The sequence below is a fragment of the Helicobacter cetorum genome, assembly GCF_900198405.1.
GTDB lineage: Bacteria > Campylobacterota > Campylobacteria > Campylobacterales > Helicobacteraceae > Helicobacter > Helicobacter cetorum_C.
In genome coordinates, this window is sequence record NZ_FZMR01000026.1 from 1 (window position 1) to 21,606 (window position 21,606).

The following is a 21,606-nucleotide window of genomic DNA, read 5'->3' on the forward strand; positions in this document are numbered from 1 at the left end:
ATTAACGAGCAACAAGTCTTGGATTTAAAAAACACGCTCACAAAAGATTCTTAATGCTTGATTTCTGCTGACCGCATTTAAAAATGCCAACTCAAATAAAAAACTTAACCCACTTCTAAGAAATCGTGCGTAAATACCCATTTTCACTCAGCATGACATACAAGCGACCCATAATTTCTTTCTTTTCTTCCATATCTAGCTCGTTATTGTCTTCAATTTTTTGCTTTAAAATGCGTTCAATCTCTTTGGTATCATAATCCAAATCATCTAACACATCTAAAATCGTTTGGGCTTCACAAATATCTTCTACTTCATAATCGCCCTTTTCATCAAAAATCACGCTAAACTCCGTGGGGTGCGTAAAGAGATTGTGTTTCATGCCCAAAACTTCTTGATACGCTCCCACCAAAAAGAACGCTAAAAAGTATTCTTCAATATCTACATCTATATCATGCAAAAACAAGGGCTTAGCAGAATCAAAGGCAATTTCACCATCACTATCACATGTAATATCCCACAAGCTCGCGCTTCTAGTGGGTTTTTCATCTAATTTATTTAGTGGCATGACCGGAAAATTCTGTTTCAAACCCCAATAATCTGGCAAGCTTTGAAAAAACGAGCAATTCAATAAATAACGCTCTTGGACTTGCTCTTGAATGCGTAAAATATCGTTATGGTCTTTAAAACAAAGTAATTGCACCGCCTTTTTGACAATCAAATGAGCTAGAACTTCGGTATTGCTTCTATCAATCAAATCAATATAGCCCAAATCAAAAAGCGTGAATAACGACTCGGTATGGTCAAAACTATCATGCAAGTATTCAATAGCATTTTTTTCATTGATATTAGCAAGTAAATCCAGCATTTCATCAATTAAGGGGGGGTTATTATTCTCTTTGATTTTCAAGGATTTTTCGTTGTATTCATGCGAAAACAATTCTAAAACCGGAGCCACTAACACCGCATGATTAGCTGAGATATAACGCCCTGATTCAATGAAAATATCAGGCTCTATTTCTTGTTTATTCTTAACAATTTCTTTTAGTAAGAACACCACATCAGCACTAAATTCTTCTAAAGTATAGTTTTTATCTTGATGGTGCTTGTGTTGAGTGTATTCTACAGCTAACCCGCCTCCAATATTCACGCTTTTTAAGTTCTTAGCTCCCATTTTACGCAACTCTGCATACAAGTTGCCTGCCTCTCTTAAGGCCTTTTTTAAAGGTGATATATCACTGATTTGAGAGCCTATATGAAAATGTATCATATGAAAATGCTCTAATAAATCATTTTCTTCTAACAAACGCATGGCCTCTAAAACTTCTGTGCTACTTAATCCAAATTTAGAATTAATCCCCCCACTTTTTGCCCAAATGCCCGTGCCTGTGCTATGCAAACGAATACGAATGCCAATTTTAGGGCAAGCTAAAAAATCATTTTGTTTAGCCACAGCGATAATGGTTTTTAATTCGTTCAAGCCCTCAATCGTTAGAGTAATCTCATGTTTCATGCTTTTAGCGATAAATCCAAGTTCAATCATTTCTTTATCTTTAAAGCCATTCACGGTAATGGGGGTTGTAGGATTTGTATAACTCATAGCAATGATTAATTCTGATTTGCTTCCAGCCTCTAAACCATAATCTAAACCTTTAGCCCCCTCAACTAAAGGCAGAACAAAAGAAGGCATTTGATTAACCTTGAGTGGAAAAACCGCCTTAAAAGCCCCACTATATTGATACTCTTTAATCGCCAAAGAAAACGCATCAAACAAGCTTTTAATTTGTTTTTGCACCAAATGGGGGAATCGCATTAGTAATGGCCCTCTATAGCCTTTCTCACGCACGCTCTGAACGATTTCTAAAAGTGCAGGGTTTTTGCCATAACAAACCTTAATTAACCCCTTTTCTATCTTGAATTCATTATTGCTCCAAAATTTAATCCCATAATCGTGGACTTCATGCATTCTTTTTCCTTTAGCTAGAAAGTGTTTCAAAAAGTTTAGGGTTGTTTTTAAAATCTCTTATGGCTTCTTCATAAACTCTTTCAATTTTAAAAACAGAGCTTTCTAGGGTGTAGTTTAAAGCGCTTTTGGCGTATTCTCTTTGCATGCGTTCTCTTTCAGTTTTGTTTTCTAACCACCAATCAATCTTAATACTCAAATCTTTAGCGTTATTAGGCTCAAATAAAGAGCGTTCATCCAAAGCAAATTGCTTGGTTGCACTTAGTGAGCTATTAGCAATAATGGGGACAATTCCCACACTAATGGCCTCCAAGCAAGAAATGGCCTCACCTTCTACATTGGCTGCATGCACATAGAGAGTGCAAGTTCTTAAAATCTCTAGTAATTCATTAGAATTAACAAATCCAAATTCTGTTTCTACACCTAGTTTTTGAGCCAATTTTTGTAATTTTTTCTCATTAGGCCCTTTGCCCTTTAATAATAATACAATGTCTTTTTTATACTTGCTTAAAGAAATCGCTTTAATTAGAACGCTCTGATTTTTTTCGTTAGAATAACGCCCCACCATTATTATTTTAAAGGGGGTTACATCAAACAAAGCCTCTTCTTTATTCCCCTTAAACATGGGGTCAAAGCCATTAGAAATAACATATTTTTTTCCTCCATAATGATGGTTTTTGATTTCTTCTAAAATCAGTTGTGATGGACAATGGATATGATGGATATAGCGATAATGCGCGTATTTAAACCATAAAAAAAGCATTTTATTAAACCAAGAAAACCATTGCAAACCCATGTTATAAGAAATATGCTCTGGTTGCAAATGGAATGAGCCAATATAAGGGATTTTCATTTTTCTAGCCATTTTTACAGCCACTTTCTCTAGCAAAAAGGGTAAATAAGTATGGATAATATCCGCCCCCATAAAGGCTCTTTTTAACACTTCTTTGTCTGGTTTAGCAAATAAAATATGCTGTTTGTGCGAAAATTCGCTAGATATAGGAATATAGCGTTCCTTAAGATTATAATACCCCTCTTCTTCACTCCCTAAACTTTCAATATGGGGGGCAACCACTCTCATAGTGTGTCCCTTCTTTTGCAATGCCTCAAAAAACCGAAACGCTGTCATAGAAGTGCCATTGCTCACATTTTTAAAACTATCTATTACTAAAACAATAATCATTTAATTATTACTCTTCTTTAAAATTAAATTTAAAAGGCTTTTTATCAAAAACAACGATTTCTATAATTCCCTCTAAAACTTGAATGTCTAATACAAAGGCCTCTATTTTTATTTCAACCTTTTTTACGCCATCTTGGACTACTTGTGCCTTAATCAAAGCCTCTTGGCTCAATTCTAAGGGGGCATAAAAATTAATCTTATTAGAGACTACAACGCTGTATTTTTTATTCAACGCACACAAGGCTGCATAATTGCATGCTCCAAGCACAAATCCTACATGGATAAAATTCTCTTCATAAACCATGCTCTCATTGCCCTTGAAACGCACTTCAGCCTTATCTTTTTCTAATATAATGAGTTCGCCACTGATACTAGGATTTATATTTTTGCAAGTTTCTAAGGAATCATAATCAATAGGGGTATAAATTGTTGGTTCTGCCACTCGCTCTCCTTAGCCAATATTTGTTAGTTTTTCATAAATGTTTATTTTATCACTTTGATTGGATATTGAGTAATTTTTTAAGGATCAATTTTACTTTTTAACCATTTTAAAATACCCTCTTAAAGGAGCGGGGTAACCCTCTATCGTTTTAGAATTATCTTCTTTATCCAAAAAATCTTCTAAACTTTGTCCTAAGATAAAGTCTGTTTTATGCTGTTCTTTAGGGGTGGTTTTTAAAATGCTAATAGTTTCAAAATTAATAAACCCAACTCTTTCGCACCACCCCTTTAACGCACTAATACTGGGAATAAAATAAGTGTTTTTCATCTTCGCATAAGTTTTTTTAGGGCAAAGGGCAATATCTAGGGGCGAATCAACAATAAGCGTATCAAGCACTAATTCCCCTTGAGATTTCAAAGAAAGATACAAGGATTTTAGAGTATCTAGTGGGCTTTTTCTATGGTATAGCACCCCTAGACAAAAGACGACATCAAAAGCATTAGGATACTTTTCTTCTAAATTTTCAACCCCTAAAGGCTCATAAATAATTTTATTTTCTTTATCAAAAAAAGGGGCTAAAAATTCAAATTGTTTTTTAACTAAAACACCCGGGTCAAACCCTACTAAACTTTTAGGCTTATAATCTAACATCTTAAACAAATAATAGCCATTATTGCAACCCACATCAGCCACAGCCTTGTCTTTCAGATTAGTAGCGTTTTTGATTAAATCCCATTTAATAGAGCTATCCCATTCACTATCAATTTTTATGCCTGAAATTTCAAAAGGGCCTTTACGCCATGGCCTTAATGCCATAATTTCTTCTAAAAGATTTTTTTGATTGAGTTTATCGTTACAAATAAGCATGGCTTAGAATAGCGTAGGGGTTTTTTTAATAAGGGGGGGATTTAAAAGAGACTCTAAATTATGGTGGTTGATTCCATAAACAAAAGCGAAATTAAACGCTAAATTTTTTAATTGCTCCTTGAGATTATTTTGGGTAGTGTAGAAATAATTGTTTGCTTTTTCAAAGAAAACCAAACTATTCTTACGATAAAACACAACAATTTTTCCCCATGTTAAAGTCTCAAGAGCTTCTTTAAGCATTATCTCAAACAACTCTTTTGAAGTCTCAGCCACAACCACTCTAGCCGTAGTGCCATAGGGGGCTATTTCTAAGTTCTTATTCACATAAAAGGGTTTACAATAATCCAAAATAGGCTCTTTTTTGCATAAAAGATTTAAGTCAAACTCAATCTTTAATCGCTCACACAATGCAACCACCCTTTTTAAAGACCCTAAAAACATGCTTGGTATTTTTAGCTCATAGTGCTGTTTGTGATAGATTAAAGCGTTGCAAAAAAAAGATTGGCTGAGAATAGTAAGATTTGTTTTTTTGGGAATTTCTTCTAGTCGCTCTTGTTTATAAAACAAATTTAACCAAGCACTCTCGCTAAAAAGCACTATTTTACACCCCTCTAGGGCAAACAAATCTTCAATCCGCTCTCTCAAACACCAAACAAAATTACTCACAATAATTTTTTGTGCGATTTCTAACTCTATGGGGGTTAATAGCACCCCTACTAAACGCTCATGCAATAACCAAAATTTAAACAAGTATTCCAAAGAACGCTCTACATCTTTTACTTTAATCCAAGCCACATCTTTATCGCTTAGCTCATACTCGCCTGTATATAAAATCCCATAAGCTCCTAGTTCTAAAGCCTCAAAAATAAGGCTATTATCTTTAGCGATAAACAAAGAGCCTTTTTGCACCTTGTTTAAAGACAAGACAATGGAATTAAAATAGCTAATAGATGGCGTGTTTTGCAATTCACCAAAAGCTAATTCTACTGCCTCATTCACCCCTAATCGCATTTAACTAATCAAACTTCCTACAATTTTTTCACTTGTAGGACTAATTAAGGCTAGTCCGTTACTATCTCGCACAGCTAGTATCATACCCTCACTTATTTCGCCCATGAGTTTGGCTGGTTTTAGATTAGCTACAACGCATACCATCTGACCTATTAAACTTGTTGCTTCATAATCTAGGGCGATTCCTGAAATAATCTGTCTCAAACACCCCTCGCCTAAATCTACTTTTAAGCGTAATAATTTATTAGATTTTTCAATTTTTTGAGCTTCTTTAATAATCCCTACTTTAATCTCAACTTTTTTAAAATCATCAATACTGATAGCATTCTCTATCACTTGCTTTTCTTGTTTTTCTTGAATTTTTTCTGGCTCTTTTTTTTCAACTCTCTCTATTTTAGAAAATAAAGGCTCAGTATCTTTTAAGACAATATCTTGCAACTCTTTAGATTTAAAAAAGCGTTCGTAACTTTTGGGCGAAATTTCTACATTAAAGGCATTAGCTAACTTAGTGGCACTCTTTGGCATAAACGCATAGAGCAAAAAGCTAGATTCTAAAAGTGCATTAGCAATCAAGCCCAACAAGGCTTCTAATTTTTCTAATTCGTTATTTTTATATAAAACCCATGGCTCTTCTTTGGCAATAAGTTTGTTTAAAAAATCATAAACTCTAAATAGTTCTTCTAAAGCTTTATGCAATTGCATTTTTGGCATAAAAAGATTAGCGTTATCTAAAATTTGATGGATTTCTTCTAACTCTTTAGAATAATAAGTAATGATGTTTTCAGCTTTCAAGGAATGATTAAAATATTTTTTAGCCATGCCCAATAAACGATTTAATAAATTACCCAAATCATTATTTAAATTCGCATTAATTCTTTCTGTTAACGCTTTTATAGAAAAATCCCCATCTTGCCCAAAAGGCACTTCACGCAGTAGAAAATAGCGTAATTCTTCTGCCCCATATTCTGTAGCGAGTTTTTGAGCATCTAGGACATTTCCTAAGCTCTTACTCATTTTGACACCTTCTATTGTCCACCACCCATGCACATAAAGCTCTTTAAAAAGTGGCAAACCTAAGCTCATCAAAAAGGCTGGCCAATAAATCGCATGGAAACGCAAAATATCCTTACCTACAATATGTCTTGCATGCTCAAAATACGCCCTTTTATCTTCTAAGTTATTTAAATACCCTAACGCACTCACATAGTTTAATAAAGCATCTAGCCACACATACACTACATGCTTACTATCATTTAAATTTTTAGGTATAGGAATGCCCCACTCAAAGCTTGTGCGTGTGATAGACAAATCTAATAAGCCTTGCTCAATAAAAGAAATTACTTCATTTTTACGATAGGTAGGCAAAATCGCCTCAGGGTTTTTAGCATAAAAATCTAATAAACGCTTTTGATACGCACTCAATTTAAAAAAATAGCTCTCTTCTTCTAAAAGCGTGGTTTCTCTTAAACAATCTGGGCATAAAACCTTATCGTCCTTATTATCTGTTTTAGACGCTGTGCAATAGCTTTCACAGCTCACACAATAATGCCCTGTGTAAGTGCCTTTATAAATATCTCCCTTTTTAAGCATAATCTCAAAGGCTTTTTGCACGCATTTTTGATGCTCGCTATCTGTGGTACGGATAAAATAATCATAATCTAAATTAAAAAAATCCCATTGATTTTTAAAAATCGCACTAATGCTATCGGCATAAGCTTTAGGGCTTTGATTTTTTAATTTTGCGCTTTGTTCAATTTTTTGCCCATGCTCATCAGTGCCGGTTAAAAAAAAGACTTCTTCGCCTAAAAGAGTGTAATACTTCTTCAAAGTATCCGCAATGAAAGTTGTATAGGCATGACCGATATGGGGAACATCATTCACATAATAAATGGGGGTTGTAATCAACGATTTTTGCATCTTTAGTATAGCTTTGCCTTATTTTTAAAATCAAACTTCTTATAACTCGCTTAATTTTAACATGCTTTTGAAAATAAGTTACATACTATAGGCTATTATTGATTTAATTTGTGCTTGCTTATATAGTGTTTTTTTAACTAAATTCATTATAATTAGAACTTATTGAACTAGCATTTTCAAAATATATTTAAGGAATTTTATTTTCATGATTTCAAAATTTTTACTTAAAAATATGTTTAAACAATGGAAAAATGGCGATTACCAAGTGATATTTTGGGATAATAGCGTCTATAGAAATGGCGAGCATTCTCCTAAGTTTACTCTCAAAATTAATCGCCCCCTAAAATTTAGCGACATTAAAAAAGACATGTCTTTAACCATTGCTGAAGCCTATATGGATGGCGTCATTGATATTGAAGGCTCAATGGACGAAGTGATGTATTCTTTGTATTTACAAACTAATTATGAGCATCTACATAAACATGACAATGCCAAGGGCATTCAAAAACCCCTTAAAGAAAGCTCTAACATTTCTAAGCATTATGATTTGGGTAATGATTTTTATTCTATTTGGCTAGATGAGACTTTAAGCTATTCATGCGCTTATTTTAAAAAAGATGATGACACACTCCATACAGCCCAGCTCCAAAAGCTAGACCACACTCTAAAAAAACTCCATTTAAAACCTAATGAAAAATTATTAGATATAGGCTGTGGCTGGGGCTATCTCTCTATTAAAGCTGCTAAGGAATATGGGGCTGAAGTTATGGGAATTACCATTTCTAATGAGCAATACAAACAGGCTAATAAGCGGGTTCAAGAGTTAGGTTTAGAAGATAAAGTAACCATAAAATTGATGAATTATCAAGATTTAGATGGGCGTTTATATCGTTTTGATAAAGTGGTGAGTGTGGGCATGTTTGAGCATGTAGGCAAGGATAATTTACCCTTTTATTTTAAAAAGGTTAAAGAAGTTTTAAAAACTGGTGGCATGTTTTTGCTCCACTCCATTTTATGCTGTTTTGAAGGTAAGACTAATGCGTGGGTGGATAAATACATTTTTCCAGGCGGCTATTTGCCCTCTTTAAGGGAAGTGATGAGTGTGATGAGTGAATGTGATTTTCATTTGCTTATGGCTGAAAGTTTGCGAATCCATTATGCTAAAACCTTAGATATTTGGCAAGAAAATTTTATGCACCATTTAGATAAGGTCAAAAAACTCGGCTATGATGAACGCTTTATCCGCATGTGGGATTTATACTTAAGAACTTGTGCATCAGCTTTTAGGGTAGGAAGCGTGGATTTATTCCAATTGCTATTGACTAATAGCGTGGATAATACCCTTCCTTTAACCAAAGAATACATCTATCAATAAACCTTAAACCCTTTTTAGGGTCATCTCTGGCAAACTCTCCACATATATACTCTGCGATGGAAAAGCAAAGCTTAAGTGGTGCTTTTCTACAATTTCCATGATTTTTAACATCACATCTTCTTTGACTTCTAGCCACTCCCCCCAAACAACCGTCTTAGAAAAACAATACACCAAAATATTGATAGAGCTATCGCCAAACTGGTCTAAAAAGACAAACAAAGTGCTTTTGTATCCTAAAAAATCGTTAATAGAAACAATATCTTTTTTAAACATGTAGCGATAATCACTCACATTTTGCAAGGCACTATCCTTTGCATTAGCAATTTTTGGGTGGTTTTCTAGCATTTCTCTAATATCTTTCACACAAAGCTGTAAGGCGCTTTGACTAGAGTTATAGGCTAGGCCTATTTGCATTTTAATACGCCTTCCTACCTTACGCCGACTCCAATTTCTAATAGATTTTCCGGCTAGCTCAGAATTTGGCACAAATAAAAGAGCGTTATCAAAAGCTCTAATAGTAGTGCGTCTTAGCCCCATTTCTACCACTGTGCCTTCCACTTCGCCACACACAATCCAATCCCCTTGAGAAAACGAATTGTCTAAGAGTAAAATTACAGAAGCAAAAAAATTCGCTAAAACATCTTTAACCGCTAAAGCCACCGCTAACCCACCAATTCCTAAAGATGCAATAATGGCTGAAATATTAAAGCCTAGTTGTTTTAAAATCGCTAAAAGTGCAGCAATAAAAATCAAAAAATATACGATTTTTAAAATCAGGTTAATGACTTCTTTTCTAAAATTATGCGTGCTTTTTGTAGCAATATTTGTTACTAACGCTGTCCCATACCCCTTAAAAAGTGCTATCACTAGCCATGCTAAGAGCATGATATATACCACGCCCACCCACATAGAAATCTTATGTGGCGATGCATTAGGGTAATAAAAAATATCTAAAGCTACATCACAACTAAATATCAATAAAAAGATAGAAACCGGCGAAATAATGCTATTTTGCACATTCAAATGCATTTCTTTATTTTGACGCATAAGCTCAAAAATAAAATCTAGCATTCTCGCTAAAAGAATGGTAATCAAACGCCTTAAGCCTAGTAGCAAGACTAAAATCATTAAAGAAAGCACGATTTTACTCACCTGCAAGCTATGGCTTGTAAAAGGTAAAATCTTACTGATTTTATTTAATACAAAATCCATATTCACTTCCATAATCAAATTTTTAGGAAGCACTTCTTTGGGATGATTTTTAATATAACGCAAGACTTCTGTATAAGTGTTCAAACGCAACTCATAATCGCCAAACATCTCTTCTAGTTCATGCATTTTAATACTATCTAGATTTTTAGGCAGGGTGTAAAGTTTGAATTGTCCTAAACGCAAAATGAATGTGTTGCTAATATTTTCAACATCTTTTTCTTCACTAAAAATATCAATACTGCTCCTAATTTTCTCTATAAAACGATATAAAATTTCATCAATCAACAAAATATCTAAAGCCAATCTATCCTTAATGAAAGTGTAAAAATCATCGCCCTTAATACTTTTAGCCAAACGCTTTTTAATTTGCTCTTGCTCTTTTAGGTTATGCTGAATATCAATGCCAATCTTATCTCTTTCATTCAATACTTTAGAAGTCAAACTTTTAATCAAATCATTCTTTTGGTCATTATATAGAGAAATTTCAGCACTCTTTTCAGGGTCTTTCTTGTAAGTCTCAATCACTTGATTAAGCTGGTTGATTTGATTAAAAATTAAAAATAAATCAATTGTATCTATCTCATGGTCTTTTTCTTGTTTTTGAATCGCCCCTAAGGGGTTAAAAAATAGTAATAATACCAAAGCTAACCATAACAATCGCATTTAGACTCCTTGAAACATTTTTAAAAAAATTATACATTAAAATAAAGCATGCAATAGATTTCAATTTCATGCCACTCTTATTTATTTTTTATATCATTGTTATAAAAAATCATATGTATAGCACTTTTGATTTCAGTCAATCTCAAAAATACAATAAAAATAAGTGGAAAACAGATAAGATTCTGTGTTAATCTACTTCTATGATTTGCGTGGAATTTCTTTAAAATTTAAGTATAATTGTAGCTATTGCCTGAGCGATTCGTGTTTCTTAATTTATGGCAAGTTCGTTAAAAAAAGAAGTTAGGCTATGATAGCGGTTTTTGTGTGATGGCATTTTTGCTAGAGGTCTTTAAAGATTTAGAATCTGCCCCTAAAAGAACTCTTCTGGTCTTATTAGTGTAGGTTATTTGAACTACGCGCATACAAAAGTAGCGGTCGTTTGGGTTTCAATCATACAATCCACTTATTAGGGAAAGCATGAAAGATAATAATTACTATAATGTCTTAATTGTAGGAGGCGGAGGGCGTGAATATGCTCTAGGCAAAAAACTCCAAGAAGACCAAAAAGTAAGTGCTTTATATTTTTGTCCGGGTAATGGAGGCACTCAAGATTTGGGTGAAAACTTAGAATGCGAAGACGATGAACAAATCCTTGATTTAGCATTAAAAAAACAAATCCATTTAGCTATTATTTCAGAGGAAAATCCTTTAGTTTTAGGACTTACAGACAAACTAGAAAAAGCAGGCATTTTAGTCTTTGGCCCCTCTAAAGAAAACGCACACCTAGAGGGTTCAAAGAGTTATATGAAAGCTTTTGCTAAAGAATGTCATATTAAAACAGCACCTTATTTTGAAACGAGCGATTTTAACGAGGCTTTAGATTATCTTAAAAGCACTTCTTACCCCTTAGTGATTAAGGCTGATGGCTTGTGTAGGGGCAAGGGCGTGTGCGTTGCGAGTAATCAACAAGAGGCTATTAAAACGCTTGAAGAGATGATGCAAGCTAAAATCTTTGGCAAATCCGGAGAGCATGTCATTATAGAGCAATTTTTAGAAGGCTTTGAGCTTTCAGCAATGGCAGTAGTAGCACACGAAGATTTTATTTTATTGCCCTTTTGCCAAGACCATAAGCGTTTATTAGATGAAGATAAAGGGCCAAATACAGGAGGCATGGGGGCGTTTGCACCCGCTAGTTTTTGCTCTAATGGATTAGAAGAAAAAATTAAAAACAATATTTTTAAACCCGCATTAAAAAAACTTAAAGAAAATAACACCCCTTTTAAAGGCGTGCTGTTTGCAGGAATTATGGTTGTAGAAGAAGAGGGCGAGTTAGAGCCGTATTTGTTAGAATTTAATGTGCGTTTTGGAGACCCAGAATGCCAAACGATTTTACCCCTTTTAGAAAGCTCGCTTTTAGATTTGTGTTTAGCGTGTGCGAAAGGGGATTTAAATGGTATCAAGCTAGAATTTTCTAAGGATTTTGTTTTAAGTATCACACTAGCTTCTAGGAATTACCCCTATGATTCTTCGCCTAAACAAACGCTTTATATTGACCCTATTGATGAAAAAAAAGGGCATATTGTTTTTGCGGGTGTGGCACAAGAAAATGGTGTGTTTGAGAGTGTTTCTGGGCGAGTGCTTTTTGCAGTTGGCAAGGGAAAATCTTTGCTAGAGGCCAAAAATAACGCCTATGAAATCGCTCAAAAAGTGCATTTTGAAGGCATGCAGTATCGTAAGGATATTGGCTTTAGAGTCCTAGAGAGAACTTCTTTGAAAGATTGATTTATGGGAGCTTTTTATTTCTAAGAATTTCAAATCTAACCCCATTTTTATGCCATTAAATAAAATAACTCATCAGCTAGAGACCAAAGAAGAAACCCTAGAGGCTATAGAGACACTTTGTTTACACGAAAAATTGCGTCTATGCCCTTTTTATTGGCGTGTGTTGGCATTTATGGTAGATATTTTGCTTGTAGGTTTTTTATTGAGCGATATTTTAAGTTTATGTGATTTTTTACATGTTTTTAAATGGACGCTTAATCCTATCTACTATACTCTTTTTATTGGCGGTTGTTTTATAATTTTGCATAGCTTGTATGAAATGTTTTTTTTATTCTTTTTAGGGGCTAGTTTAGGAAAGGTTATTTTTAGAATAAAAATCATTAATTTATATTTAGCTGATACGCCTAATAAAAGCGTGCTATTCAAGCGTTTAGGGCTAAAGCATATGGTTTTTTTATGCCCTTTAATTGCGCTTTTTTATTGGGATAGCCTTTATCATAGAGCATGGCATGAGCAAAAGACTAAAACGCTTTTAGCGTTGTTTTGAAATGGTAGTCTATGCGTTGTTGGCGTTTTCTATTTGGATTTTTAGCTTTGTTTTTAATGGCAAAGCTATTAGAATCTAAAGAAGTGGCGGTGCAACGCTTTGATAAAAAAAACCATAAAATTTTTGAGTTATTGGCAGATAAAGTGAGCGCTAAAGATGATGTGGTAAGCGCTGAGGGCAATGCGGTCTTATTAAATTATGATGTGTATATTTTAGCGGATAAAGTGCGTTATAACACTAAAACTAAAGAGGCTATGCTAGAGGGGAATATCAAAGTCTATAAAGGGGAGGGACTATTAGTTAAAACGGATTATGTCAAATTAAATTTAAACGATAAATATGAAATTATTTTTCCTTTTTATATCCAAGATAGCGTGAGTGGGATTTGGGTGAGTGCAGATATTGCAAGTGGGAGAGACCAAACATACAAGATTAGAAAAATGAGTGCATCAGGGTGTAGCATTGACAATCCTATTTGGCATGTGGATGCGACATCAGGCTCCTATAACATGAAAAAATCGCATTTATCTATGTGGAATCCTAAAATTTACATTGGTGATATTCCTATTTTATATCTACCCTATATTTTTATGTCCACTAGCAATAAAAGGACTACCGGTTTTCTCTACCCTGAATTTGGAACTTCAAATTTAGCCGGCTTTATCTATTTGCAACCTTTCTACTTAGCCCCAAAAGATTCATGGGATATGACTTTCACGCCACAAATCCGTTCTAAAAGGGGTTTTGGCTTGAATTTTGAAGCCCGTTATATCAACTCTAAAGATGATAGATTTTTATTCCATGCTCGCTACTTTAGAAACTATACTAAGTATGTTAAAGAATACGATTTAAGAAATCAAAACATTTTTGGTTTTGAATTTTTAAGCTCTAGTAGAAACACTTTGCAAAAGTATTTCCATCTCAATTCTACGATTGACAATGGGCATTATATAGACTTTCTGTATATGAACGACTTGGATTATGTGCGTTTTGAAAAAGTCAATAAACGAATCACAGATGCTACGCACATGTCTAGGGCGAACTACTATTTGCAAACTGAAAACCATTACTATGGCTTGAACATCAAGTATTTCTTAAACCTTAATAAAATCAATAATAATAGCACCTTTCAATCTGTCCCTAATTTACAATATCATAAATATTTAAATCATTTGTATTTTAAAAATTTATTGTATTCAGTGGATTATCAGTTCAAAAATACCATGCGAGAAATTGGCTATGGCTATGTGCAGAATGCCTTGTATATTCCTGTAGGGTTGCAATTTTCATTGTTTAAAAAATACCTCTCTTTAGGGGTTTGGAATAATATTGAGCTTTCTAATGTAGCGTTAATGCAAACCAAAGATACCTATGTGCCAAGCGTGCCTAACGCCTCTAGGGAATTTGGAAATTTCTTTTCATCAGGCTATTCTATCTATCTTAATACAGATTTGGCAAGAGAATATAACAAGGTGTTTCACAGCATTCAGTTTGAGGCGATGTTTAATATGCCTTACTACACTTTTAAAGATGGTTTGTTTGATAAAAATATGTATGCGCTAAGTGCTCAAGCTTTAAATTCTTATACTTCGCCCACTTTAAGTAATTATGCTTATGATGGTCGCTTGTATGATTCTGTATGGAATCCTACAAGCATTTTGCCTAATGTTGCCAACAATAAAACCCTTAATTTAAATCTTACGCAATATCTCTATGGACTAGGAGGGCAAGAATTGTTGTATTGGAAAATCTCTCAACGAATCAATATAGATGATAAAGTTTCTATGTTTAAAGCACCCTTAGAGAGCAAGATTGGTTTTTCACCTTTAAAGGGGTTGAATATTTTTGGGAATGTATTTTATTCATTTTATAAGAATCGTTTGGAAGAAATTTCTATTAATGCTAACTATCAGCGTAAATTTTTAACCTTTAATTTGTCATATTATTTAAAGAATAATTATAACGATAGTGGGATTAGCAAGTTTGTAGAAAATTCTGCTAATTATTTGAAAGCGGGCTTTAGCAATGATTTTGGCTATTTTTCTTTAAGCGCTGATGTTGGATATGATATTAGAAACAATGTCGTTTTAAATTGGAATATAGGTATCTTTAAAAAAATCCGTTGCTTTGGCATTGGCTTTCAGTTTGTCAACCAACGCCGTCCAATCTTAACAAGCAACTCCGAACACCCCTTAAGAGTCATGGAAAATAACTATGTTAAGCTAGAATTAGATTTTTCACCTTTAACAAAAACCAATGTAACCTATCGTTCGCTCAAACGAAGATGACTTAAACATTTAAGGAGAGAGATTTTGAATACAGACTTTAGCTATATCACCAACATTGCAAGCATGCATTTTAGCAGTGAAGAAGACGCTCTCAATAAGCTTATCAATGAAATTCATTTACGCCATGTGGAGTTGAAAGGCTCTTTGATGTTGGCATTGAGTTTTAATGCTTTGTATTTAGTTAACGCTTTAGCAAAGAAATTTGGGGCTGATTATGATATACTTTTTTCAGAGCCTATTTTAGCTCCCTTAAACCCAAAGTGTGAGATTGCTTTGGTAAGTGAGAGCATGGACATTATAATGAATGAGAATTTGATAAATTCTTTTGATATTGCCCTAGATTATGTCTATGGCGAGGCTAAAAGAGTCTATGAAGAAAATATTTTGTCTCAAATTTATCAGTATCGTAAGGGCAATGCGATAAAAAGTCTTAAAGATAGGAATATTTTCATTGTGGATAGAGGGATTGAGACAGGGTTAAAAGCGGGTTTAGCGGTGCAAACTTGCTTGAAAAAAGAATGTCAAGATATTTACATTCTTACTCCCATTGTTGCCCAAAATGTAGCCCAAGGTTTAGAGGGGCTATGTGATGGAGTTATTAGTGTGTATCGCCCAGAATGTTTTGTGTCTATTGAGCATCATTATGAGGGCTTGAAATCATTAGACAATAGAGAGATTGAAGAATACTTAGGCGTTAAAAACGCTGACAAATCAAAGGAAAACTAAATATGGATTTTATAACAATCAATTCAGCCAATAAAAACGAAGAATTTGCCTTAAAACAAGTCGCTAAGCAAGCTAATAGTGCGGTTTTGTATCGCTTAGGAAAGACCATCATTTTAGCAAGCGTGTGCGTAGAAAAAGAGCCAGTGAGTGAAGATTTTTTACCCTTAGTGGTGCAGTTTTTGGAAAAATCCTATGCTGCTGGGAAAATTCCGGGTGGTTTTGTTAAAAGAGAGGGTAGACCGCAAGATTTTGAAATCCTAACCTCTAGGCTTGTTGATAGAACTTTGCGCCCTCTATTCCCTAAAAGCTATCGCTACCCCACACAAATCACTCTAATGGTTTTAAGCCATGATAGTGAAAACGATTTGCAAGTTTCAGCACTCAATGCCGCATCTAGCGCGTTGTATCTAGCCAATATCGCCCCTATTCCTAGCGTTTTAGCTTGTAGAATCGCATGCATTAGTGAAAATGGGGAAGAAAAATTTGTGATAAACCCTAGCATGAGCGTTTTAGAAAAATCTAGCCTAGATTTATTTGTCTCAGGCTCTAAAGAAAGTTTAGCAATGATTGAAATGCGTTCTTTAGGACAAGAGCTAAACGCTTTAGAAGAGCCTTTGATGCTAGAGGCTTTAGAGTTAGCCCAAACAAGCTTGAAAGAAACTTGCATGCTTTATGAAGAAACTTTCATGCCCTTAAGAAATGAGCCTTTTTTCAAAGAGATTGCACCCATGCATGTGAATGAACGCTTATTAGAATTGATAAAAAGCCAGTATTTTGATGAAGTAACATTAGGTATCCAAAGCTCAGCTTTAAGCGAGCGTGCGAGCGCTTTTGAAAAAATCGCTAAAAATGTGAGCGAGGCACACTCAGAATTTAGCTTAGAAGAAATTGAGTTTGCTTTAGAAAAGGTTAAAAAAGCTGAAATTAGACGCATGATTTTAAACGATAAGATTCGCCCTGATAAGCGAACCTTAGATGAGGTGCGTCCTATTTCAATAGAGAGTGATTTATTGCCTATGGCACATAGCTCTATCCTTTTTACTAGAGGTCAAACCCAAAGTTTAGTTGTAGGGGTTTTAGGCACAGATAATGACGCTCAAAGCCATGAAAGCTTAGAGCATAAAGCCCCCACTAAAGAACGCTTTATGTTCCATTATAATTTCCCCCCCTTTTGTGTGGGCGAGGCAAGCCCTATTGGCGCGACTTCTAGGCGAGAGTTAGGGCATGGAAATTTAGCTAAAAGAGCGCTTGAAACAAGCATTAAAAACAAAGAGCAAGTCATTCGTTTGGTTTCTGAAATCTTAGAAAGCAATGGTTCAAGCTCAATGGCAAGCGTGTGTGCTGGCTCTTTAGCCCTTTATGCAAGTGGCGTAGAGATTTATGACCTAGTGGCTGGAGTTGCTATGGGCGTAGTGCAAGAGGGCGAAAAATATGCGATTTTAAGCGATATTAGCGGACTTGAAGATGCTGAGGGGGATATGGATTTTAAAATTGCAGGCAGTCTCAATGGAATTACAGCCATGCAAATGGATACCAAACTAAGTGGTGTGAAACTTGAAATTTTAAGCTCTGCTCTTTTGCAAGCTAAAAAAGCAAGAGAGCATATTCTAAACATCATGCAAGAGGCTCAAAAAAAGATTGTGATCAATTTTGCTAATTTACCCGCTACAGAAATTTTTAGTGTCGCACCCGATAAGATTGTAGAAATTATTGGTCAAGGTGGACGCACGATTAAAGATATTGTAGAACGCTTTGAAGTTAAGATTGATTTGAATAAACCCACCGGCGAAGTGAAAATTATGGGTAATAAGGAGCACATTTTAGAGGCAAAAGAATTTATTCTAGCTCTTTTGCGTAAATCTTGCCAAGAATTAGAGCAGTATCAATTAGATGAAATTTTAGAGGCACAGGTTAAAAAAATTGTAGATTTTGGAGCATTTTTGAGCTTGCCAAAAGGGGGCGAGGGCTTATTGCGTAAACAAATCATAGAAAAATGTGGCGTAACGCTCAATGAGGGCGATAGAGTGCGTTGCAGAATTTCTAGCTTTAATAAAGGAAAGATTGGTTTAGACTTAGCCTAAGCTATCTTTCATTATCTTTTTAAATTTAGCCTTATGCGAACAAAACTAATGCATAGGGCTTATTAAAAATTTAAAAACACTCATTGTCTTAAGCTGTGCTAAAATTTTCCTATGAAAATAAACAAGGGCTTTAAATTTCGCTTACGTATCCCACTAAAGAGCAACAGACCAAATTACAACACTCTTTTTTTGTCAAAATCTGCGCCTATAACATTTGCTTAAACCTACAACAAGAACAATACGAAAAAAACAAGGATTTGCCCACTAAAGACAGAAAATGACAAATTTCTAGTGAATTAGATAATAAGATTAAGCACCATTTAAAAGCTAGGGATTTAAGTTTTAGTAGTGTAGTTATTCAACAATCTCGCATGAATGCTGAAAGAGCCTTAAAAGATGCCTTTAAAGTTAAAAATAGGGGCTTTCCTAAATTCTCTAAATTTGCCAAACAATCTTTTACATGGAATAATCAAGGCTTTTCTATTAAAGACTTTAACGAACGCTTTAAGATTTTTAATTTAATGAAAATGCCTTTAAAAATGAGACACCACAGAGATTTACCCCCTAATGCTAAGATTAAGCAAATTGTAGTCTCTTGTTCGCATCAAAAATATTTTGTTAGCTTTAGTGTGGAGTATGAAAAAGATATTAGTATCGTTAAAGAGCCTAAAAATTCTGTCGGTATAGACTTAAATATCTATGATATAGCTTTAAGTAACAAAGAGCTTATTAAAACTTATTCTAAAATCTACTCACAAGCTAAATATTCAAAACTCTTTAAAAGACTACAAAGAAAACAAAGCCGTAGAGTTTTAAAATCTAAACAAAACAAAATCAAACTAGGAGGTAATTTTTACAAAACTCAAAAAAAATTAAATAAAGCCTTTGATAAATCAAGTCATCAAAAACTAGACAGATACCATAAAATCACAAGCGAACTTTCAAAGCAATTTGAATTGATAGTAGTTGAAGATTTGCAAATTAAAAACATGACCAAAAGAGCTAAACTCAAAAATGTTAAACAAAAGAGTGGGCTTAACAAATCTATACTAAACACAACATTGCTATCAAATCATCTCTTTTTTAGACTACAAGCTCTCAGCTAATGGCAAATTATTAGTGAAAGTTCCCCCTCAATATACAAGTAAAACTTGTCATCATTGTGGGCAAATCAACCACGAGCAACTAATTAAATCATAGAGAGTATCTGTGTCAAAATTGTGGCTATATAGAGCATAGAGATATAAACGCCACAAATAATATTTTAAGTAAAGGGGTAAGTCTTTTTGGATGAACAAATATTTAAAGCATTAGATATGCTTTAAATATGAAGTGAAAAAAATAGCCTTGCAGACTTAAAAGAGCAAAGCCTTTCGTGTTAGCTTTCAGTGGAATGCTTTAGTTAGGAAGCCCCTCGCTTTGAGCTAGGAGTGTTTCACAACTAACTAATTATTAAAATTAGCTTAAAAATTTATTACAGATTGACACATTTAAGGGGATTAAAATAAAAAGAGTTAAATTAGTAGGGTTTATCAAGCTCTCTTTAATGATATTTTTAATTTTTTCATGGGGGTTATTGCTACTTATTTTTATATTATTTGGTTTTTAAAATCTTTGCTGATTGGTCTTATATCTTTTAGTTAAGGACTTAAAATACTTATAAGATTTATTGTTAAAAATGATTTTAATGGCGCTTAAGTGTGCTTTAAGCACTTTACGAATAAAATAATTTAATATTAATTTATGGAGAAAAATACAATGTATTCCTATAATGAAAGAAAAATGACAAGAGTATCTTAGATATGGTATTTAACACGGCTATTTTTAGCAATAACAATGCTTTTAATATTACGCCATATGACTTAGGAGCAGAGCAAATGAGCGTAGAGTTTGAAGATGAAGTAGTAAATCGTTTGCGATGTGCTACTCAAACAATAGCAAGCACAAATATTTATTTGCCAATTACTATTCATGTGCCAATTCTTAAAGTAAGTCCAGTGTATAAAACATGGCTAAAAGCAATGACAGAAAATGCTATTGTAGGCGGACAATGCACCTTAAAAGATGACGCAGGTTACCAATATGTAATAGAGCAAGTTTCATTAGGTTTTAAAGATTACTAGCAATGAATGGCAACAATCCAAGCACTACCTTTTTAATCAAGGGGAATTACTATCCTAAACCTTTATTTAAAACTAACCAATAACCCCTAACGCCCTTTGGCGTTTCTAGGGAATTTTTTATAAAGCTTTAATTCTTAAAACAAATCTCATTCTAACCCCTTATTTTTAACAACTTCAGCAAAACCTATCATTTTAAAACGGATTTTAAGTAATTTTATGGCAAAATACATCCCTTGTCTTGTTTTTGAAAGTAGAGGAACGATTCGAAATAAAAACGAGCAAATATCTAACATGCGGAGCGATAAAATGAAATTTTTAGCGTTATTTTTTCTTGGTTTAGTGGGCTTTGCTTTTGCTGATGATGCAAGTGGTGTAGAGATGATTAAATCTTACTCTATTTTAGGAGCAATGATTGGCTTAGGTATCGCAGCATTTGGTGGGGCGATTGGTATGGGAAATGCAGCAGCAGCTACCATTACAGGCACAGCGAGAAATCCGGGAGTTGGCGGTAAATTACTCACTACTATGTTTGTCGCTATGGCAATGATTGAAGCACAAGTGATTTATACCTTAGTATTTGCTATTATTGCTATTTATAGTAATCCATTCTTGAGCTAAGTCTTACATTAAAAGCTAGATTTATTGCTTAAAGAGCATAAATTTAGCTATAATGCCTTTTCGTTTTATTTTTTTAAGCACTGGTGGTGGAATTGGTAGACACGCCATCTTGAGGGGGTGGTGGGAGTAATCCCGTGCGAGTTCGATTCTCGCTCAGTGCACCATACTTTATAGTTCTTTTTAAGGAACAAGTAGGTATAATCTCACTCTTTAGTTGTGCCGAAGTGGTGGAACTGGTAGACGCGCTAGACTCAAAATCTGGTGGGAGCAATCCCGTGTCGGTTCGATTCCGACCTTCGGCACCATTGATTTCTCTTGTATTTTATTCCCATTAAACCCACTTTTAAAGATTTTAAGCTGCCTAGTTAAATGAATAATTTTTTAAATCAACAGATTTAAAAGGATTGATTTTTTAAATAATTATTTAAAAAATCATCAACAATCTAAATTTATAGAGTAATTGCTTAAACTTTTATTTTTTTTAAAATGATTTTAAATTAAAATCTACTTTCTGTTAAAATTATTGTAGTGTGGTTTAAGGAGCTATTGTGTTAAGAATGCGTTTTATTTTAAGCACGAGTATTTATCTTTTTGTCTTTACTCTAGCTTTGCTAGGTTGTTTGCGTGTGTTATTTGGTTTAGTCATCTATCAATTTTATGATGTTTTAAAAGAAGTATCAGTCAATGATATTGCGATAACCTTGTGGAGTGGGTTGCGTTTTGATGCGCGCATAAGTGCGGGTGTAGCTCTAATTTATGCGCTATTAACTCTAGTGCTATGGGGCATGAAAGCTTTCCTTAAAAAAACAAC

Annotated in this window: 15 protein-coding genes, 2 tRNA genes and 2 pseudogenes; 12 read left to right on the plus strand and 7 right to left on the minus strand. The window is 34.1% G+C overall.

The window, feature by feature from the left end:
- Nucleotides 1-115: 115 nt before the first annotated feature.
- The 6 genes from speA to metG all read right to left on the minus strand — a co-directional run bounded on the left by speA (nucleotide 116) and on the right by metG (nucleotide 7,380).
- Entirely contained in the window at nucleotides 116-1,963 is a 1,848-nt protein-coding gene (gene speA, locus C6H25_RS07500; protein ID WP_104748817.1) for an arginine decarboxylase, read from the minus strand.
- Nucleotides 1,964-1,973: 10 nt separating this feature from the next.
- Nucleotides 1,974-3,143, minus strand: a complete 1,170-nt coding sequence (locus tag C6H25_RS07505; protein WP_104748818.1) for a glycosyltransferase — start codon at nucleotides 3,141-3,143, stop codon at nucleotides 1,974-1,976.
- 7 nt (nucleotides 3,144-3,150) lie between these two features.
- Nucleotides 3,151-3,558: a hotdog domain-containing protein gene (locus tag C6H25_RS07510; RefSeq protein ID WP_418904558.1), complete on the minus strand. Its 408-nt coding sequence runs from the start codon at nucleotides 3,556-3,558 to the stop codon at nucleotides 3,151-3,153.
- Between the two features lie 117 nt (nucleotides 3,559-3,675).
- Complete coding sequence (gene cmoB, locus C6H25_RS07515; RefSeq protein WP_104748820.1) at nucleotides 3,676-4,452, minus strand: tRNA 5-methoxyuridine(34)/uridine 5-oxyacetic acid(34) synthase CmoB; 777 nt, start codon at nucleotides 4,450-4,452, stop codon at nucleotides 3,676-3,678.
- Between the two features lie 3 nt (nucleotides 4,453-4,455).
- Complete coding sequence (locus tag C6H25_RS07520) at nucleotides 4,456-5,463, minus strand: ferrochelatase (protein ID WP_104748821.1); 1,008 nt, start codon at nucleotides 5,461-5,463, stop codon at nucleotides 4,456-4,458.
- Nucleotides 5,464-7,380 carry a methionine--tRNA ligase gene (metG, locus tag C6H25_RS07525; RefSeq protein ID WP_104748822.1) on the minus strand — a complete coding sequence of 639 codons (1,917 nt, stop codon included), beginning with the start codon at nucleotides 7,378-7,380 and terminating at the stop codon, nucleotides 5,464-5,466.
- Between the two features lie 205 nt (nucleotides 7,381-7,585).
- Here metG and cfaS point away from each other — a divergent pair, with 205 nt between their 5' ends.
- Nucleotides 7,586-8,755 carry a cyclopropane fatty acid synthase gene (gene cfaS / locus C6H25_RS07530; protein WP_104748823.1) on the plus strand — a complete coding sequence of 390 codons (1,170 nt, stop codon included), beginning with the start codon at nucleotides 7,586-7,588 and terminating at the stop codon, nucleotides 8,753-8,755.
- A gap of 3 nt (nucleotides 8,756-8,758) precedes the next feature.
- Here the strand turns inward: cfaS and C6H25_RS07535 are convergent, their stop codons facing one another.
- A complete protein-coding gene (locus C6H25_RS07535; RefSeq protein ID WP_104748824.1) occupies nucleotides 8,759-10,630 on the minus strand; it encodes a mechanosensitive ion channel family protein in 1,872 nt (623 codons plus the stop codon).
- A 477-nt stretch (nucleotides 10,631-11,107) separates the two neighbouring features.
- Here C6H25_RS07535 and purD point away from each other — a divergent pair, with 477 nt between their 5' ends.
- The 11 genes and pseudogenes from purD to C6H25_RS07595 form a co-directional block, all read left to right on the plus strand.
- Complete coding sequence (gene purD, locus C6H25_RS07540; protein ID WP_104748825.1) at nucleotides 11,108-12,412, plus strand: phosphoribosylamine--glycine ligase; 1,305 nt, start codon at nucleotides 11,108-11,110, stop codon at nucleotides 12,410-12,412.
- 49 nt (nucleotides 12,413-12,461) lie between these two features.
- On the plus strand, nucleotides 12,462-12,959 hold the full coding sequence (locus tag C6H25_RS07545) for an RDD family protein (protein ID WP_104748826.1): 498 nt from the start codon (nucleotides 12,462-12,464) through the stop codon (nucleotides 12,957-12,959).
- Nucleotides 12,960-13,015: 56 nt separating this feature from the next.
- On the plus strand, nucleotides 13,016-15,247 hold the full coding sequence (locus C6H25_RS07550; protein WP_104748831.1) for an LPS-assembly protein LptD: 2,232 nt from the start codon (nucleotides 13,016-13,018) through the stop codon (nucleotides 15,245-15,247).
- 24 nt (nucleotides 15,248-15,271) lie between these two features.
- A complete protein-coding gene (locus C6H25_RS07555; protein ID WP_199768958.1) occupies nucleotides 15,272-15,973 on the plus strand; it encodes a phosphoribosyltransferase in 702 nt (233 codons plus the stop codon).
- A 2-nt stretch (nucleotides 15,974-15,975) separates the two neighbouring features.
- Nucleotides 15,976-18,054, plus strand: coding sequence for a polyribonucleotide nucleotidyltransferase (locus C6H25_RS07560; protein ID WP_104748827.1), 2,079 nt, complete (start codon nucleotides 15,976-15,978; stop codon nucleotides 18,052-18,054).
- 111 nt (nucleotides 18,055-18,165) lie between these two features.
- Nucleotides 18,166-19,348, plus strand: a pseudogene (locus tag C6H25_RS08890) (RNA-guided endonuclease InsQ/TnpB family protein).
- 464 nt (nucleotides 19,349-19,812) lie between these two features.
- Nucleotides 19,813-20,260 (plus strand): annotated as a pseudogene (locus C6H25_RS07575) (hypothetical protein).
- 223 nt (nucleotides 20,261-20,483) lie between these two features.
- Nucleotides 20,484-20,795: a F0F1 ATP synthase subunit C gene (locus C6H25_RS07580; RefSeq protein ID WP_104748833.1), complete on the plus strand. Its 312-nt coding sequence runs from the start codon at nucleotides 20,484-20,486 to the stop codon at nucleotides 20,793-20,795.
- Between the two features lie 77 nt (nucleotides 20,796-20,872).
- Nucleotides 20,873-20,959: transfer RNA gene (locus C6H25_RS07585), tRNA-Leu, on the plus strand.
- A gap of 54 nt (nucleotides 20,960-21,013) precedes the next feature.
- Nucleotides 21,014-21,100: transfer RNA gene (locus C6H25_RS07590), tRNA-Leu, on the plus strand.
- A gap of 252 nt (nucleotides 21,101-21,352) precedes the next feature.
- On the plus strand, nucleotides 21,353-21,606 hold a 254-nt coding region (locus C6H25_RS07595), incomplete at its 3' end, for a hypothetical protein (RefSeq protein WP_158653906.1).